The sequence below is a fragment of the Haloarcula marina genome (genome assembly GCF_024218775.1).
Lineage (GTDB): Archaea > Halobacteriota > Halobacteria > Halobacteriales > Haloarculaceae > Haloarcula > Haloarcula marina.
The window spans coordinates 2,874,017-2,887,436 of sequence record NZ_CP100404.1 but is presented as its reverse complement, the minus strand read 5'-3'; the positions used below and the strand labels follow the sequence as shown (position 1 = coordinate 2,887,436).

The following is a 13,420-nucleotide window of genomic DNA, read 5'->3' as shown; positions in this document are numbered from 1 at the left end:
GTTCGCGGGTGCGTGCCGGACGACTAAAAGGGTTCACTCACGGGTGATGCCGACCCGGCCGTCGTCAAGGGCCAACTCGAAGCCCGCGTCAATCAACCAATCGGCGGCGACGCCGTCACCGTGCAACAGCACTTCCGCGAGGTCGGCCGGTTCGTCGATGTCGGTCGCCAGCACCCGCGAGTCGACTTCCGCGAGCGTTCCCCCCACCTCGTCAGCGATGCGTCGGTGGTCGCGTATCGACGCGCCGTGGTAGTCGACTCGAAAGTCGGGGTGGCGACAGACGAACGCGTTCGTCCCGCCGCCGAGTCCCGGGGCCAACACCACGTCCGCGTCGGGCGCGAACAGGCGGCCGACGGCGTCGGGCGTGAGCAAGGGGAGGTCCGCCATCACCACCGCCAGCGCCCCGTCCTCGGCGGCAAGCAGGCCGTTGACCAGCGAGTCCAGCGGTCGGTCGTCGACGGCTACCGGCGCGTCGGCGTCGACCGGCGCGGTGGCGACGACTTCGGGAGCGTGGCCAGCGGTATCGAGCGCCGACAGCACGTCCGCGAGCATCGCCTCGGTGAACTCGCGGCGCTCGTCGGCCGTGAGAACGGAGGAAAGCCGCGTTTTGGGGTCCGACCCCGAGACGGGGACGACGACGCGCATTACAGTTTGCTGTAGTCGTCACCCTGCGTCTGGGTGTAGAGGTAGTAGCCGCCGCCACCAAGCAGGAGGAGGACGACCAATGCGCCACCGGCCAGCAGGAGCGTCTGGGTCGTCTGCTGGCTCTGCTGGGCCTGTTGGGCCGTGTTCTGGGACTGCTCGGCGAGGTCGATTGCGTTCTGGAAGTTGCCGTTCTCGTAGGAGGAGACGGCGCTGTCGAGCAGTTGCTCGGCCTCGCTGTTGCCGCCCGCCGCGTCGATGGCCGCCTGCGCGTCGTCGATGGCCTGTCGGGCCTCGCGACTGTCGGCGGTGTAGTGGTGGGCGGTGTCGTTCTGGAACTCCTCTTCGTTGTTGCCGCTGACGCGGGTCAGGCTAGCGACGCGGAACTGCTCCTCTGGCTGGTAGGTGTAGTTCTCGACTTCGGGCGTCGTCCCGGTGAGTTCGACGGTCACCTGGTCGCCGTTGTTGTCGATGTCCAGCGCCTGCGAAAAGTTCTGGCCGCCGTAGGTCGCTTGGCTGACCTGACTCCCCGCCCGCAGGACGGTGACGGTCCAACTCACGTCCTGCAGTTGGGTCTGTCCCTGCAGCGTCCACTCGTTGGACGTGTCAGTGAACGGGTCGTCGATGGTGTAGGTCACCGTCACCTCGTCGCCGACGGCAGCGTCGGAGGGAACGCCCTCGGCCGAGATGGTGAAAGCACTCGCCGTGCCTGCGAAGGCGAGCAACCCGGCCACACAGAGGAGGGCGATGGTTCCCTTAGAACAGTGGGTCAAGTTCATCTTCGTCGTCTTCTACCAACTGCTCCAAGTTATCTTCGCTTTGCTGGCGGATGTCGTCGATGTTGTCTTGGGCTTCGATGGCGACCTGCTGCAGTTCCTTGATGCGCGGAACGTTGTGGACGCCAGCCAGCAGGATGGACGCGGCGACTTTCGGCGCGTTCGTCGGGTAGTCGCCGCCCCGGACCTCCATCGACCCGGTCTGCTCCTCCAGCCACTTGCGGCCGCGCTCGATGCCTTTCCGATTCAGGTGTTCGGGCGGGCCAGCCATGACGAGGAGCGCGCGCTCGGCCCCTTCGATTTCACAGGGGAGCGTGAGTCGGCCGAGCGCGGCCTTCCGGACCAGCGACGTGATGCGGTTGGTCGTGTTGGCGGTGTCCATCCCGTCGTCGCCGCCGTCGTCGCCCTTGAACCGCGAGAGCAGGCCGCCGCCGTTCGAGGAGCGTTCGACCTCCTCGGAGGCGTAGCCGACGGTGGAAACGCCGCCGCCGTCCAGCGTGTTGATGATCTCCGAGGAGTCGACGACGCTCTCGGCGATGTTGTCGCCCGCCTCCACTTCACCGGCCCCGAAGAGGACGCCGAAGCGGCGAACGATTTCCTCGTTGATGTGGTCGTAGCCGCCTTCGACGGACTCGCCGGTCTTGCGCCACGCGTCGTTGTCGAACACCATCAGGTTGTCCACTTCCCGGACGAACGTCTGGAACGACCGGGCCGCGTTCAGGGTGTAGATGCCACCCTCGTCGCTGCCGGGGAGGACGCCGAGTCCGTAGACGGGTTCGGTGTAGATGCGCTTCAGGTGTTTCGCGATGACCGGCGAACCGCCGGACCCGGTCCCGCCGCCGAGGCCAGCGACGACGAGGAACGCGTCGACTTCGTGGACGGGTATGTTGTCGATAGCACCCTGAATCTCGTCGATATCTTCTTCGGCGATTTCCGCGCCGAGTTCGTTGTCTGCGCCCACCCCGTGGCCCTTCACGCGGGCCTGTCCGATGAGCACTCGATTCTGTTCCGGGATCTGGTTCAGTCCGAGCAGGTCGGCTTTGGCCGTGTTGACCGCCACGGCAGAGCGGACGATTCCCGAGTTCGTATTCTGGTCGTACTCGAGGAATTTGTCCACGATTTTACCACCGGCCTGCCCGAAGCCGATCATCGCGAGTTTCATTTGAGGGTACTCCGCTTAAAAGGCATAAGCAGGAATGCGCGTATAAGTGTTTTGCCCAAATCTCGGCCGTGAGATTGACCTCGAGTAATCAAATATTACTGATGGTATGCAGTTGTTATCCCCGTCAGGGCGGGCGACAGGCGTCCTCTCATAGACTGAGACCTGTCGGTCTCACGACCACGTCCACTAACCGTCACTATCGGCGGTGAAATCATCTCTGCATACCCGTTCCGAATCGGGCGTCGAGCGCGTGGCCTACGCGACGCCCAGATACTCCCCGTACGTCTTCATCGAGTCGGGGTCGACACCGAACGCGTCGATGTCGTTGTGGCTGGGGGTGTTGTCGAAATCGAGTCCCTCGTACTGGTCGCCGCCCATCGGGAATCCGAGTGCGCCCAGGACGGGCAGGCCGACTTTCGCCAGCGGCATCGGGAGGGGGACGATGGTGACGGATTTCCCTTCGGCCTCGTAGACGAGTTCCGTGGCCGCCCGCAGGGACAGCACCTCGGGACCGCCGACCTCGTAGGTCTGTCCGACGTGTTCGTCGTCCTCGAGGGCGTCGGCCAACATCGGGACGAGGTCCTTCACCCAGATGAGTTGGAAGTGGGCCTTCTCGCCGCCGCCGGGGAGCGGGTACAGCGGAACGCCGGGCGCGAATATCTGCTTCAGGCGCTTCGTGAAGTAGCCGAACTCGTCGCCGTCGCCGAAGACGATGGAGGGCCGGAAGACGACCCACTCGCGGTCCGAATCCCTGACCGCCTCCTCGGCTTTCCCCTTCGCGCGGAGATAGTGGGTGGGGCCGTTCGGGTCCGCGCCGAGCGCGCTCATCTGGAGGAACCGAGTGACGCCGTGTTCCTCGGCGGCCCGGAGGGCGTTTTTCGTCCCCTGATAGTGGACCACGTCGTGCATCTCGTTGCCGCCGTCGGGTTCGAACAGCGGGGTGAGTGCGGGGAGGAAGACGGCGGCGTCTTTCCCCTCGAAGGCCCCTTCGATGCTGTCGTAGTCGGTCACGTCGCCCTCCTTGCGGGTCACGCCCGTCGGGAGGTCGGCGTCGTGTGGGTTCCGCGACAGCGCGGTCACCTCGTGGCCGCGGTCGTCGAGTTCTCGACACAGGTACTGTCCGACAAATCCGGTCCCGCCGACGACGAGTACGTCCATACCGCTTTTTTCGCCGCCAGCCACCGTAAAGGTATGGCGCAACCAGTTTGGTTCGGCCGCTCCGGGGCGCTTACGTACCCCCACGCCGACGCTCGGGTATGCTCGTCACGCTCGAAGGACTCGACGGGAGCGGAAAGACGACCGCTCGGGAGCGACTGCAGGCCGACGCCGCCCTCCCAGACGACGCCGTGTTCACCCGCGAACCCACGAACAGTTGGTACGGCGAGGCGGTCCAGCGCTCCATCGACGACGACGGCGCCGACTCGGTGGCGGAACTGTTTCTCTACACCGCCGACCACGCCGCCCACCTCGCCGACACGGTCCGGCCCGCCCTCGCCGAGGGTCGACTCGTCGTCTCGGACCGCTACTCCGACTCGCGCTACGCCTACCAGGGGGCGACGCTCGCCGCGACCGACCGGTTCGAGGACCCGCTGACCTACATCCGCGAGGTCCACGCGCCGTGGACCCGACCGCCGGACCTGACGGTCTATCTGGACCTCGACCCGGAAGCGGCGGCCCGCCGAAGCGGCGCGACGAACAAGTTCGAGGCGGCCGACTATCTGGCCGACGTGCGCGAGAACTACGAGCGACTCATCGAGGCGGAACCCGAGCGATTCGTCCGGGTCGACGCCGCCGCCGACCCCGACGACGTGTACGACCGCGTGAAAACGGCGATTCTCGACCGCCTGTGAGTCAGTTCGTCGGCGTCGGGAGTTCGTCGGGCGACGGCATCCACACGTAGTCGAAGGTCATCCCGACGGCGAGGGGGACGACGATGGCCGTCAGTACCGCGACGTTCGTGCTGAGGTCGAGGCCGCCGCCGAATCCGAGGACGGCGAACACCATGAACAGGACGAACATCGCGAACGGACAGAGCAAGACGGAGTAGAGGAAGCCGCCCCACCGCGTGTTCATCCGGACGCGGAAAAAGCGTGTCATGAGTGCCGTCACGGCGCTGTTCACCAGCACGATGACGAGCAGTCCGACGATAGCGAGGACGCTGACCATACCGGCGGTAGGGCGTCGACGCTCTTTGCCGTGTCGGAAGTCACTCCAGACAGATGTAGGTCCGCGTATCGGCCACCCCCTCCAAGTCGCGGACGCGCGTCGCCACCGAGTGCATCACGTCGTACACTTCCTCGCCGCTGGCTTCGGCGATGATGTCGTACTGCCCGGCGACGATGTGCGCCTCGGTAATCCCCTCGGACTCCCTGACCGCCGCGAGGAGGTCCTCTGACTTCCCCGCGACGGTCTTTATCATGATGAATGCCGTTACCATACTGTGACATGACGTACCAAACAGACAAAAAGTTTCGCGCGCTTGACCACTCCGGCGCTCGGACGGGCGGCGGGATTGCGTGCAATTCGACTTCCGTCCGTCACATCGGCCCGCGGCGCGGGCGGGATACTTTTATTCACCACCACCGTGTATAGGTTCACATGCGATTTGTTATCGTGGGTGCAGGACGCGTCGGCCTCCGGACCGCGCGCGTCCTCCAAGAGAGCGGTCACGAGGTCGTCCTCATCGAGGCCGACGAACAGGCCATCGAGCGCGCCCGCACCGCCGGGTTCGAGGTCATCGAGGGCGACGGCGCGCTCGAAGAGACGCTGGGGGCCGCCGACCTCGAATCCGCCGACGCACTCGGGGCGCTCACCGGCGACCTGAACGACAACTTCGTCGCCTGCATGATCGCGAAAGAACACGGCTGTCGGACAGTGATGCGCATCGACGAGGACTACCGCGAGGAGATTTACCGCCGCTACGCCTCGGAAGTCGACGAGGTCATCTACCCGGAACGACTCGGCGCTATCGCCGCGAAGAACGCCCTGTTGGGCGGGAACATCCGCGCCGTCGCCGACATCGCACAACACCTCCAACTGGTGGAGTTCACTATCACCGACTCCTCGCCGATGAACGGGTACTCGCTGTCGGAACTCGAACTGCCCGCCAACGCCGAACTGCTCGCCCACGGGAAAGGTGAGGACCCGCTGACGGTCCCCAACCCCGACGAAACGCTCGAACTGGGTGACCACGTGGTCATCCTCGCCGACTTCGACACGCTCGCCGACGTCCGGAGTATCGTCGTCGGCGACGCGGGTCGCGCAACCGCACTCGGAGGTGCATAACGATGGTTACTGCATACGTCATGGTCAAAGCCCACACCGGAGACGCCGACCGCCTGAAGAACGAAATCGAAGCCGTCGACGGCGTCGAGGAGGTCCACATCGTCGCGGGAGACGTGGACCTCATCGCGAAAGTCGTCGTCGGAAGCCCCGCCGAAGTCAAGGACGTGGCCGCCACCCACATCCAAGGCGTCGACGGCGTCGAAGGCACCCAGACGTATATCGCGATGGACTAGAATCCACTTTTTACTGCGTCGGGTTCGCGTCGCCGTTTCGCGGCGCGCGAACCGTTCCTTGCAAAAACGTGGGAAAAACGGCCGAACTCGCGGCGACGCCGCGAGTTCGGTGTCGGTCGGAGCACAGCGATGACAGGCTCGGCAGTGCTCTGCGTTGACGGTGAAACCGCTCGCTTCGCTCGCTGGACGTCCCAGCGACCGCTACAGCGGCGTCCCGCCGCGCGTCCCCTCGCTGCCGCCCGTGCTGGCCGAGTTCATCAGTTCCGCGACCGTCCCCACGTAGTCGTACCCGGGGACGATACCTTCGACGTAGGTCCCCTCGACGTACTCTACGAACGCTTTCGCCGCGTCGGCGGCCTCGCGTTCGCCGCCGAGACTGAACCGGTAGGTGACGAGCACGTCCTCGCCGTCGCGTTCCACGGTGTATTCGTCGAGTTCGACGGCGACGCGGGTGGCCTTCGGCGCGTCTTCGAGACGCCGTTCGAACGTCTCGAACCACCCGTCCCTGACCGCCGGTCCGACCTCGTCGGCCGTCGACGCCTGCAACGACGGCGCGCGGACGGTCACCGCGTAGTTCGTCGCCCACGTCTCGCCCTCGCTCGCGGTCACGCGCCCGTCGAAGCGCGTCGTCTCCAGCGCGTACCCGTCGCCGTCGGGCACGAATCCGTCGCGGCGGTCGAAGGTCTCTCTCACGTCGTCCGGGAGGTCGGTCATCGGAACGATATAGCGGCCTCAGGAGGAAAAACGCGTCGTCTCGGCCCGTTAGCTCGCGTCTTCGCCTGCCGCGAAGACGGTAATCCAGCCGTCGTTTTGCACCCTGACGAGAAACTCCGCGTACCGGAATTCGACCGCGCCGTCCTCGTACTGGAACCGGTGTGCTGGACTCTCGAAGAACGTCCGTTCGAGCGCGGGTGCGTCGATACACTCGTACAGCGGCGGCGACTTCACCTCGTGAAGGCCGACCTCCCGGGCCGCCGCGATGGCCGCGACGATTTCCGTGACGAATTCGGTCCCCTCCTCGGGGTCGTAGTGTCGCTGGGCCGTCTGTCGCCACGCCGACGGCACGTCGTGGTCCGGAACGCCGCCGTGTCGGTCCCGGTCTGGGACGCCGTCGTCGCGCTCATTCATCGGTCATGTCACTCCGGGCGTGTTCTTCTTGATTCGCGTCGACGCTCGCACCCATCCCGAGGAGCGCCGACAAGACTTGCTCGGCGTGCGGTCCGGGGCGTATCGTCTCCGTGCACTCCTCGAAGGTCACGATGTCGTCGTCGACCAACTTCGGGACGTGAGCGTGATACAGCGAGGCGTACGCCTTCTCGTAACTCGTGGGCGGAACCTCCTGTTCCGGCACGTCTCGTTCCCACGCCGCGACTTTCGTCGCCAGTTCTTCGAGCGTCCACTCCGTGTCCTCCAGCAGCGTATAACACAGATACCGTCGACGCGGATGGCCCAGCGCGTCGTACACGTAGTCGAGCGACAACACTTCTCGCGGCGGGAGTGACACATCGCTGGCCGCCGGATGCGTGACCGAGAGCGTCTCCTCGTCGGCCGTACTGTCGTCGTCCATGGCTCGATATTGTAATTCGAACTACAACTAATCTCCGGTAAAACATATCGCAGTGCCAGTGGGGGTATCGATGCGGAGCACGGGATTCGCACCGTACTGCGACCGCTCGCGCACCCGAGGGTACAGGTGTTGGTGTCTGAGTAAAGTTGGAGTGGGACCGCCGAGGAATCAAATACCCTCGTGGGCAACCGCTCCGACGGTGCGAACGTGCCGAAACAAAGTGTGGTGGGTTCATCGTCTCAGTCTTCCAGTTGTAGGTTCTCGATGTATGGCCGACGGCGTTGCTCCAACCGCTGACGTGCCGTCGCCTTGTCGTAGTACGATTCAATCACTTCGAGCGTTGCGTTCACGCGCTCCCCGACGACTTCCGCCGGGAGGCCCATGTCCCGTTGCCACGTGATACTGCCCGTTCTGACCCGATGCGGCGACACCGACGACGGACACTTACTCGCATGGTGGACGTGGACGAACTCGCAGGTATCTCGCTCCATCCCGTGCGGACACAGCTCGTGCAAACACGGCTGGGTAGCGAGATAGCACCAGACGCGCAGGGTGTTCTCCGCCGGTCGGCCCTGAACCGTCGTGAAAAGCGGCTGTCGCCCGTCGTCGTGGGCCTCAGTCCGGTACTGGTCGACGTACGTATCCAGCACCTCGCACACCGACGGCGGCAAGCCTACCGCTCGCTCGCCGTCGCTGTCGTTCTTCAGCGGCGTACCCGAACCCGGACGGTGGCGGAACTCGACATACTGCTCCTCGCTGTGGTAGTCTCGAAGGTCCAGCGAACGAGCCGCGCCGACGCGACAGCCCGTGAACCAAAGCAGTTCCAGCAGGGCGTGCTTGTCCGTCCCTCGACGCTCCGGGTTCTCTCGGAACGACTGGATGAGCGCGTAGGCGTCGCCCTGCTCAAGCATCTCGTCGTTCGTGTCTTCGCCGTCGGGGACGCCCGGAACGTGGACCTTCTCGGGGAGGCCGTCGTCGACCACCTCGATGCGGGCCAGATACTCCAGCCAGTTCTTGAACGTTTGCATCTCGGCGTTCAGCGTCACCGCCGAGACGCCCGCCGACCGGCGGTGAGTCTCGTACTCGTCGAGCGTCCAGCCGTCGAGGTCGCGCATATCCTCGATGCCTCCCTCGTCGTCGGCCCACTCGACGAAGTGCTTCAGTCGGTAGTGCCACGACTTGATGGACGACGCCGACGCCTCGGTGCGTCGGTGGTCGAGATAGCGGTCCCTCGCCTCACGCGGCGAGAGTGACGGCGGGCCGGTCACTTCCACTCGACCCCCTCAACGTCGACCTTCGAGCGGGCGCGGCCCAACAGGTTGCCGACAGTCCCCGGCTTCCGCCCGGTGTGTCGCCCATACTCCCGAACGCCGAAGCCGCCGAGTTCGACTGCTTCGTACACCTCTCGCTCTGCTTCCGTGAGCGGCGATAGGTCCGGCTCGAAGTCCCGTAGCTGTGCCTGCGCCGCGGTCATGCTCTCGTCTCGCTGGTCGGCGGCGTCGCCTCGACCGCGTCGGGCACGACCATACCGGCGGTCGTGTCGGACACCGCCATCTCTCGGCGCTCGTCGTCCGCAACGCGGCGCTTGAGGCAGGTCCGGTCGGTACCGTAGCTCTGTACCCGAACCTCCGAGATGGTGGACACCCGGTGCGGTGGGACCTTCACTCGCTCGCCGTCCCACTGCCGGACCGCAACCCACCCACTGCTCAGGGTGTAGTAGTCGGCCACGAACACCGGACCCTCAGAAGCGAGCTGAACGACGGCGGGCGTGTAGCTCCCCGGCAGGTCCTCCGGGTCGACGGCGTCACCGCTCATGGGCCGTCCTCCGCGTCGTCACTCTTTTGCTGGCCGCTACCGTCGTCCGATTCGGGGGCCTTGAGGCTACTGGACATAGTTTAGGCGGCCCCCTTCTCAGATTCTTCCGTCCGGTGGTTCTCGTCCGTACACAGCACCGTCTCCGGGCACTCAAATGGTGAGTCCGTCGCCTGTCGAATGATGTGGCGGACGTACTCTGAGTACCCCATCTCGTGCCTCTCTGCTTCTCTCTGTATGTCTTGGTCCATCTCAAGCGGCATCGAGATAGACACTGATAGGCTTCTCTGAGCCATGCGTTAATTAGCAATTACTCGCTGAGACATATAGTTTACGCAGTGGCTAAAAAATCACTACTGCGTCTCAGAAGACTCTCCCGGCACTATCATACCCCCAGAGATTGATAATTAACCAATAATGCGATACTCGGGAGATTGGATGGTGCTTGCGGACGACAGAATCCTAGAATATATTCGTGAGAAGGATTCTGGCCGTCCAAAAGAGATGAAAGACAGTGGCTACGTCAGATACACCCGGTCCTATATTTCGAAGCGGTGTAAGAAGTTGGTTGAGCATCGTTTACTTCGGGATTTAGGAAATGGAGTCTACACAATTACAGAGCGAGGAGAACGCTACTTAGACGGCGAGATAGATACGTCCGAAGATGCACCGGATGAAGTAAAATCCTTCGTCGATGAGAACGGCCCCAGCGCTGGCGAGAACCACGAGCAAGCCTGAATGATGGACGGGAGAAAGTCGGCTTACTGGATGGAACAGTTGGACGAGCGTATCATGGAGTTCATCCGCTCCGAGGGATGGGCCTCACCACGCCTGCTCGAAAGTGAACGCGGCTTCAGCGCCTCCGAGAGCCGAATCCGCGAGCGGTGCATGTGTCTACACTACGCCGGGTTTATCGAGCCGATTCATGGAGATATGTACGACCTGACGAGCGAGGGTATTCTGTACCTGAAGGGCGACCTCGACGCTGAACACTATCCCGAACCCAAGCCGAGCAAGGTATTCAAAGACCGTTTCGCAACGCCCTCTAACTGGTCGCACGCGAGTGTAAAGCCGTATTGGTAGAATGTTATGAATTGGTCTTTCAATAGGCTCCCCTCAATAAATACAGGTATAATAGTCAGCTTTGTACTTATTTTTGGCAGTGTGGGCGCTTTTACTACTGCTCTATTCTATTTGACGCCTCTTCCGACAGTATCCGTACTTCGCGCCGTTGGGATTTTTAGTAGCGTTATCCTCTCTTTTGCTCTTTTAGTGGTGTATATTCAAATGGCCAGTGAGCAATCAACACAAACTCAAGCAGTAGCTAAGCAAGCAAAACTACAAGAACAAGTTATAGCGATACAAGAAAGGCAATCAGATATCTTAGATAACCAGACAGAATTAATGAGGTCAGAGCGTGCACCATTGATAACTATTGAAGATTATTTTGCCATAGAAAATCGGTTATTTGTGGTATTGTCGAATTACGGTGATGCCTTGGCAAAAAACCCCAAGTTAGAGGTGATTGTACGTGGCGTTGTTGAGTCAGAGAATACGGGTAGTGGGAAAGGAAAATATGTCACAGAGGTATTGAAAAACGGTTCAGATGGGTTTTTGATGCCTTTGACCCGACCGGATAGAATCAGCACTGGTGATGAAGTTCTACAAGCCAAGGAATTGAATCAGACTTTCGCAGGTCCGGTGTATATTGATATCGCCTCAGATGAGATGACGCTTGACAAATTCCCTTATAGTGTTGATGATTGGATAGCAGAAGGCTATTCTGCACTTGTGATGCAAGTAATTGTTTACACTGAGTATACTTATCCGATTTCTGGTCATGTGAAACGAGCTATCAAACCACAATATATAGAGTTAGAATACGGAATGAGCTTTGAGGAAGCAATTGAACACGGAATAAACGCATATGGCCCAGGAATATGGAATGATGAGACAGAATTCGTTATGATGGATGGGCAAAAGCAACACACAGTCGATAGGGAGTAAGTTTGGCAGAGACTTATTCTGATAAAATTCACCAAACCTCCTCGCACGATAGCCCTCAGTTAGCTTTATGATGCCTAGTGGATGGCTCTAGCGACCCCATCTGGACTACCTCGGCGCTTTCGTCGCCGCCCTCTAGGAAGTCGACTTTGCCCCGCTCTCGTCGAATCGCCTCCGGGCTGAACTCTCCGAGGTAGTGCTTCCTGAACGTGTCCCAGTCCTCCCAGCCACCGAAGGACATCACGACCGACGGAATCACGCCCTGCTCTAGTAGGTACGTGCCCCACGTCCGCCGGAGGTCATGAACGTCGAGGTACTGCCAGCCGCGGTCGTCCGTCTCGGCCTCCAGGGCGTCGGCGGCGCGTCGGACCCAGCGGTAGACCGTCGACCCCGCCACGTCTATCAGCGGCTCGTCGTCGTCCTGCTGGTACGCCAGCGTCTCCGCGATGGTCACAACCTCCTTCGGTACGGGCGGCTCTCGGTACTTGTCTCGCTTCGCGTAGCTCTCCCACACGCGGATGTGGTCGCCGGTCGGACCGTCGACGAGGTCTTGCGGGCACACCTCGACGATTTCCGAGCGCCGCAGTCCGACCCGACCGGCGAGCAGGAAGGCTAACCGCTGGTGCGGCGTCTCGGCCTGCTCGATGAATCGCGTCAGTTCGTCGTCCGACAGCCACACCCGCTTACCGTCGTCGTTGTCGTAGTCCTTCAGCCTCATGCACTCGTTCCCCAGTTCTATTGCAAAACATCTAGTTTTTTCGGTGAACTCGGGGGTCAGCAGGGGTCAGATAGAGCGAGATTGCACCAGAATGGCGGGTTCTCGGGCACCGGATTTGGGTATCGTGCGTTGGTCAGTACAAAAGAGGGTCATTCGGCCCATTCTCTTGTTGGTTACTGAGAAGAAATTCCCAAGTTGTGAAATGCTGTCACACTTCTCTTTCAGGGTGAATTTGAGCGTCACCCCGGCGGAAAATACGCGAGCCATAACTGGACACCTGCGAAGAAGATCAGAACGACTGATGTAAAGATAATCCATTTCTGAAATTGCTTCGGGCGCTTCACCGTCGAAATATAGTGCGAACGGTCCCAAACGCTGAACGCACTTGTAGGGTGTAGTGTGTATGTAGAATCACCAGGTTCGAGAGACCGAGGCTCGCTTTTTATATTGATACCGGATTTAATAGAAAATCCGAGGACTGCGTGGCCTTCATAGGTCAATGGTCCAGTTTCAACGGTCACTGTGGTCGTTTCACCCGGTGCAAGCTCCGTGCCCATCTTGACGTTCCTCGACCACACCACGTCGTCGTCAATTTCGATGAAAAAATGAACTGTCGTATCTTCTCGCCACTGTACATCAGAGTTGTTTGAAAAGGTAATCTCAACAGTCGGCTGAGAGTCTGTCCACAGAACCGGCGACGGTTTATCTTTAGGTTCAGCCCCTATTTCCAGCCCGTACAGGTCGTGCGTCTGAATGGCAGACATATACTTCTCGAAGTGGCATACACCAAGTTAAGAATTCGCCAACGCACGGCACTACAGAGCTTAACAAGCAGATGTACCAAACGGTAGTTGCAGTCCAGATGACTAAGTATTAAACTACGGTCTACACTAGAATAGAGGATTCTCGGGCACAAATATCCGACTCCACGACGGGAATAGTGAGATGTTAATCTGTTAAATAACGATATACGTATTCGGAGAAAGCTATATTCCACAGTGCAAATGTCAGTCCAAGAACTATCGTAGCGTAGAGGCCGTACCTCTCCCCAGTAGTCTGTACGACATACAGTGAATAAACCGTCAAGAATGGGAGAAAAAGAGCAACGGCCCTTTCTAAAACTCCGATATACTCCGCAGGACCTGCTTCTGCAACAAATTCGGAATATGATGGGATTTCCATTTTATACGAGTTGTATGCTCGATTAGTTGCAAATACACA

Annotated in this window: 22 protein-coding genes; 6 read left to right on the top strand and 16 right to left on the bottom strand. The window is 60.8% G+C overall.

The window, feature by feature from the left end:
- Nucleotides 1–33: 33 nt before the first annotated feature.
- From cofC to NJQ44_RS15340, 4 genes are all read right to left on the bottom strand, one after another.
- Entirely contained in the window at nt 34–645 is a 612-nt protein-coding gene (gene cofC / locus NJQ44_RS15355) for a 2-phospho-L-lactate guanylyltransferase (protein ID WP_254272209.1), read from the bottom strand.
- Entirely contained in the window at nt 645–1,421 is a 777-nt protein-coding gene (locus NJQ44_RS15350) for a hypothetical protein (RefSeq protein ID WP_254272208.1), read from the bottom strand. The genes cofC and NJQ44_RS15350 overlap by 1 nt, the downstream gene beginning before the upstream one ends.
- The gene (locus NJQ44_RS15345) at nt 1,399–2,580 is read right to left on the bottom strand and encodes a tubulin/FtsZ family protein (RefSeq protein ID WP_254272207.1); all 1,182 of its coding nucleotides are present in this window, start codon (nt 2,578–2,580) and stop codon (nt 1,399–1,401) included. Before NJQ44_RS15345 ends, NJQ44_RS15350 begins: the two co-directional genes overlap by 23 nt.
- Nucleotides 2,581–2,835: 255 nt before the next feature.
- Nucleotides 2,836–3,738 carry a complex I NDUFA9 subunit family protein gene (locus tag NJQ44_RS15340; RefSeq protein ID WP_254272206.1) on the bottom strand — a complete coding sequence of 301 codons (903 nt, stop codon included), beginning with the start codon at nt 3,736–3,738 and terminating at the stop codon, nt 2,836–2,838.
- Nucleotides 3,739–3,836: 98 nt separating this feature from the next.
- On the opposite strand from NJQ44_RS15340, the gene tmk reads away from it, so the two are divergent.
- Nucleotides 3,837–4,430 (top strand): dTMP kinase, encoded by a 594-nt coding sequence (gene tmk, locus NJQ44_RS15335; protein WP_254272205.1) that lies wholly within the window; start codon nt 3,837–3,839, stop codon nt 4,428–4,430.
- Between the two features lies 1 nt (nt 4,431).
- Here the strand turns inward: tmk and NJQ44_RS15330 are convergent, their stop codons facing one another.
- A complete protein-coding gene (locus NJQ44_RS15330; protein ID WP_254272204.1) occupies nt 4,432–4,746 on the bottom strand; it encodes a DUF7991 family protein in 315 nt (104 codons plus the stop codon).
- A 40-nt stretch (nt 4,747–4,786) separates the two neighbouring features.
- Nucleotides 4,787–5,017, bottom strand: coding sequence for an Lrp/AsnC family transcriptional regulator (locus tag NJQ44_RS15325; protein ID WP_254272203.1), 231 nt, complete (start codon nt 5,015–5,017; stop codon nt 4,787–4,789).
- 161 nt (nt 5,018–5,178) lie between these two features.
- On the opposite strand from NJQ44_RS15325, the gene NJQ44_RS15320 reads away from it, so the two are divergent.
- Together NJQ44_RS15320 and NJQ44_RS15315 are read left to right on the top strand one after the other, a co-directional pair.
- Nucleotides 5,179–5,865 carry a potassium channel family protein gene (locus NJQ44_RS15320; protein ID WP_254272202.1) on the top strand — a complete coding sequence of 229 codons (687 nt, stop codon included), beginning with the start codon at nt 5,179–5,181 and terminating at the stop codon, nt 5,863–5,865.
- Between the two features lie 2 nt (nt 5,866–5,867).
- Entirely contained in the window at nt 5,868–6,098 is a 231-nt protein-coding gene (locus NJQ44_RS15315) for an Lrp/AsnC family transcriptional regulator (protein WP_254272201.1), read from the top strand.
- Between the two features lie 201 nt (nt 6,099–6,299).
- On the opposite strand, the gene NJQ44_RS15310 is transcribed toward NJQ44_RS15315, so the two are convergent.
- The 7 genes from NJQ44_RS15310 to NJQ44_RS15280 all read right to left on the bottom strand — a co-directional run bounded on the left by NJQ44_RS15310 (nt 6,300) and on the right by NJQ44_RS15280 (nt 9,728).
- Nucleotides 6,300–6,812 (bottom strand): DUF5813 family protein, encoded by a 513-nt coding sequence (locus tag NJQ44_RS15310; RefSeq protein ID WP_254272200.1) that lies wholly within the window; start codon nt 6,810–6,812, stop codon nt 6,300–6,302.
- Between the two features lie 48 nt (nt 6,813–6,860).
- A complete protein-coding gene (locus tag NJQ44_RS15305) occupies nt 6,861–7,226 on the bottom strand; it encodes a HalOD1 output domain-containing protein (protein WP_254272199.1) in 366 nt (121 codons plus the stop codon).
- Entirely contained in the window at nt 7,219–7,665 is a 447-nt protein-coding gene (locus tag NJQ44_RS15300; RefSeq protein WP_254272198.1) for a DUF7344 domain-containing protein, read from the bottom strand. Before NJQ44_RS15300 ends, NJQ44_RS15305 begins: the two co-directional genes overlap by 8 nt.
- Before the next feature lie 239 nt (nt 7,666–7,904).
- On the bottom strand, nt 7,905–8,933 hold the full coding sequence (locus NJQ44_RS15295) for a tyrosine-type recombinase/integrase (protein ID WP_254274686.1): 1,029 nt from the start codon (nt 8,931–8,933) through the stop codon (nt 7,905–7,907).
- On the bottom strand, nt 8,930–9,139 hold the full coding sequence (locus tag NJQ44_RS15290) for a sigma factor-like helix-turn-helix DNA-binding protein (protein ID WP_254272189.1): 210 nt from the start codon (nt 9,137–9,139) through the stop codon (nt 8,930–8,932). The genes NJQ44_RS15295 and NJQ44_RS15290 overlap by 4 nt, the downstream gene beginning before the upstream one ends.
- Entirely contained in the window at nt 9,136–9,480 is a 345-nt protein-coding gene (locus NJQ44_RS15285; RefSeq protein ID WP_254272188.1) for a hypothetical protein, read from the bottom strand. Before NJQ44_RS15285 ends, NJQ44_RS15290 begins: the two co-directional genes overlap by 4 nt.
- Nucleotides 9,481–9,560: 80 nt before the next feature.
- Nucleotides 9,561–9,728 (bottom strand): CopG family transcriptional regulator, encoded by a 168-nt coding sequence (locus NJQ44_RS15280; RefSeq protein ID WP_254272187.1) that lies wholly within the window; start codon nt 9,726–9,728, stop codon nt 9,561–9,563.
- A 166-nt stretch (nt 9,729–9,894) separates the two neighbouring features.
- On the opposite strand from NJQ44_RS15280, the gene NJQ44_RS15275 reads away from it, so the two are divergent.
- From NJQ44_RS15275 to NJQ44_RS15265, 3 genes are all read left to right on the top strand, one after another.
- Complete coding sequence (locus tag NJQ44_RS15275; RefSeq protein ID WP_254272186.1) at nt 9,895–10,215, top strand: MarR family transcriptional regulator; 321 nt, start codon at nt 9,895–9,897, stop codon at nt 10,213–10,215.
- Nucleotides 10,216–10,269: 54 nt separating this feature from the next.
- Nucleotides 10,270–10,560 (top strand): hypothetical protein, encoded by a 291-nt coding sequence (locus NJQ44_RS15270; protein ID WP_254272185.1) that lies wholly within the window; start codon nt 10,270–10,272, stop codon nt 10,558–10,560.
- Nucleotides 10,561–10,641: 81 nt separating this feature from the next.
- Entirely contained in the window at nt 10,642–11,484 is an 843-nt protein-coding gene (locus NJQ44_RS15265) for a hypothetical protein (RefSeq protein ID WP_254272197.1), read from the top strand.
- Nucleotides 11,485–11,539: 55 nt separating this feature from the next.
- Here the strand turns inward: NJQ44_RS15265 and NJQ44_RS15260 are convergent, their stop codons facing one another.
- The 3 genes from NJQ44_RS15260 to NJQ44_RS15250 form a co-directional block, all read right to left on the bottom strand.
- The gene (locus NJQ44_RS15260; protein ID WP_254272183.1) at nt 11,540–12,199 is read right to left on the bottom strand and encodes a site-specific integrase; all 660 of its coding nucleotides are present in this window, start codon (nt 12,197–12,199) and stop codon (nt 11,540–11,542) included.
- A 239-nt stretch (nt 12,200–12,438) separates the two neighbouring features.
- Nucleotides 12,439–12,963 (bottom strand): hypothetical protein, encoded by a 525-nt coding sequence (locus NJQ44_RS15255; RefSeq protein WP_254272182.1) that lies wholly within the window; start codon nt 12,961–12,963, stop codon nt 12,439–12,441.
- Nucleotides 12,964–13,147: 184 nt separating this feature from the next.
- Nucleotides 13,148–13,381: a hypothetical protein gene (locus NJQ44_RS15250; protein WP_254272181.1), complete on the bottom strand. Its 234-nt coding sequence runs from the start codon at nt 13,379–13,381 to the stop codon at nt 13,148–13,150.
- Between the last annotated feature and the right edge of the window lie 39 nt (nt 13,382–13,420).

What these genes read in the sequence shown, in the direction of transcription:
- NJQ44_RS15285 (WP_254272188.1), bottom strand. Translation starts at nt 9,480, where the DNA reads ATGAGCGGTGACGCCGTCGACCCGGAGGACCTGCCGGGGAGCTACACG.
- NJQ44_RS15340 (WP_254272206.1), bottom strand. Translation starts at nt 3,738, where the DNA reads ATGGACGTACTCGTCGTCGGCGGGACCGGATTTGTCGGACAGTACCTG.
- NJQ44_RS15255 (WP_254272182.1), bottom strand. Translation starts at nt 12,963, where the DNA reads ATGTCTGCCATTCAGACGCACGACCTGTACGGGCTGGAAATAGGGGCT.
- NJQ44_RS15325 (WP_254272203.1), bottom strand. Translation starts at nt 5,017, where the DNA reads ATGGTAACGGCATTCATCATGATAAAGACCGTCGCGGGGAAGTCAGAG.
- NJQ44_RS15270 (WP_254272185.1), top strand. Translation starts at nt 10,270, where the DNA reads ATGGAGTTCATCCGCTCCGAGGGATGGGCCTCACCACGCCTGCTCGAA.
- NJQ44_RS15310 (WP_254272200.1), bottom strand. Translation starts at nt 6,812, where the DNA reads ATGACCGACCTCCCGGACGACGTGAGAGAGACCTTCGACCGCCGCGAC.
- NJQ44_RS15275 (WP_254272186.1), top strand. Translation starts at nt 9,895, where the DNA reads ATGCGATACTCGGGAGATTGGATGGTGCTTGCGGACGACAGAATCCTA.
- NJQ44_RS15330 (WP_254272204.1), bottom strand. Translation starts at nt 4,746, where the DNA reads ATGGTCAGCGTCCTCGCTATCGTCGGACTGCTCGTCATCGTGCTGGTG.
- tmk (WP_254272205.1), top strand. Translation starts at nt 3,837, where the DNA reads ATGCTCGTCACGCTCGAAGGACTCGACGGGAGCGGAAAGACGACCGCT.
- NJQ44_RS15280 (WP_254272187.1), bottom strand. Translation starts at nt 9,728, where the DNA reads ATGGACCAAGACATACAGAGAGAAGCAGAGAGGCACGAGATGGGGTAC.
- NJQ44_RS15250 (WP_254272181.1), bottom strand. Translation starts at nt 13,381, where the DNA reads ATGGAAATCCCATCATATTCCGAATTTGTTGCAGAAGCAGGTCCTGCG.
- NJQ44_RS15350 (WP_254272208.1), bottom strand. Translation starts at nt 1,421, where the DNA reads ATGAACTTGACCCACTGTTCTAAGGGAACCATCGCCCTCCTCTGTGTG.
- cofC (WP_254272209.1), bottom strand. Translation starts at nt 645, where the DNA reads ATGCGCGTCGTCGTCCCCGTCTCGGGGTCGGACCCCAAAACGCGGCTT.
- NJQ44_RS15290 (WP_254272189.1), bottom strand. Translation starts at nt 9,139, where the DNA reads ATGACCGCGGCGCAGGCACAGCTACGGGACTTCGAGCCGGACCTATCG.
- NJQ44_RS15345 (WP_254272207.1), bottom strand. Translation starts at nt 2,580, where the DNA reads ATGAAACTCGCGATGATCGGCTTCGGGCAGGCCGGTGGTAAAATCGTG.
- NJQ44_RS15260 (WP_254272183.1), bottom strand. Translation starts at nt 12,199, where the DNA reads ATGAGGCTGAAGGACTACGACAACGACGACGGTAAGCGGGTGTGGCTG.
- NJQ44_RS15305 (WP_254272199.1), bottom strand. Translation starts at nt 7,226, where the DNA reads ATGAATGAGCGCGACGACGGCGTCCCAGACCGGGACCGACACGGCGGC.
- NJQ44_RS15315 (WP_254272201.1), top strand. Translation starts at nt 5,868, where the DNA reads ATGGTTACTGCATACGTCATGGTCAAAGCCCACACCGGAGACGCCGAC.
- NJQ44_RS15320 (WP_254272202.1), top strand. Translation starts at nt 5,179, where the DNA reads ATGCGATTTGTTATCGTGGGTGCAGGACGCGTCGGCCTCCGGACCGCG.
- NJQ44_RS15300 (WP_254272198.1), bottom strand. Translation starts at nt 7,665, where the DNA reads ATGGACGACGACAGTACGGCCGACGAGGAGACGCTCTCGGTCACGCAT.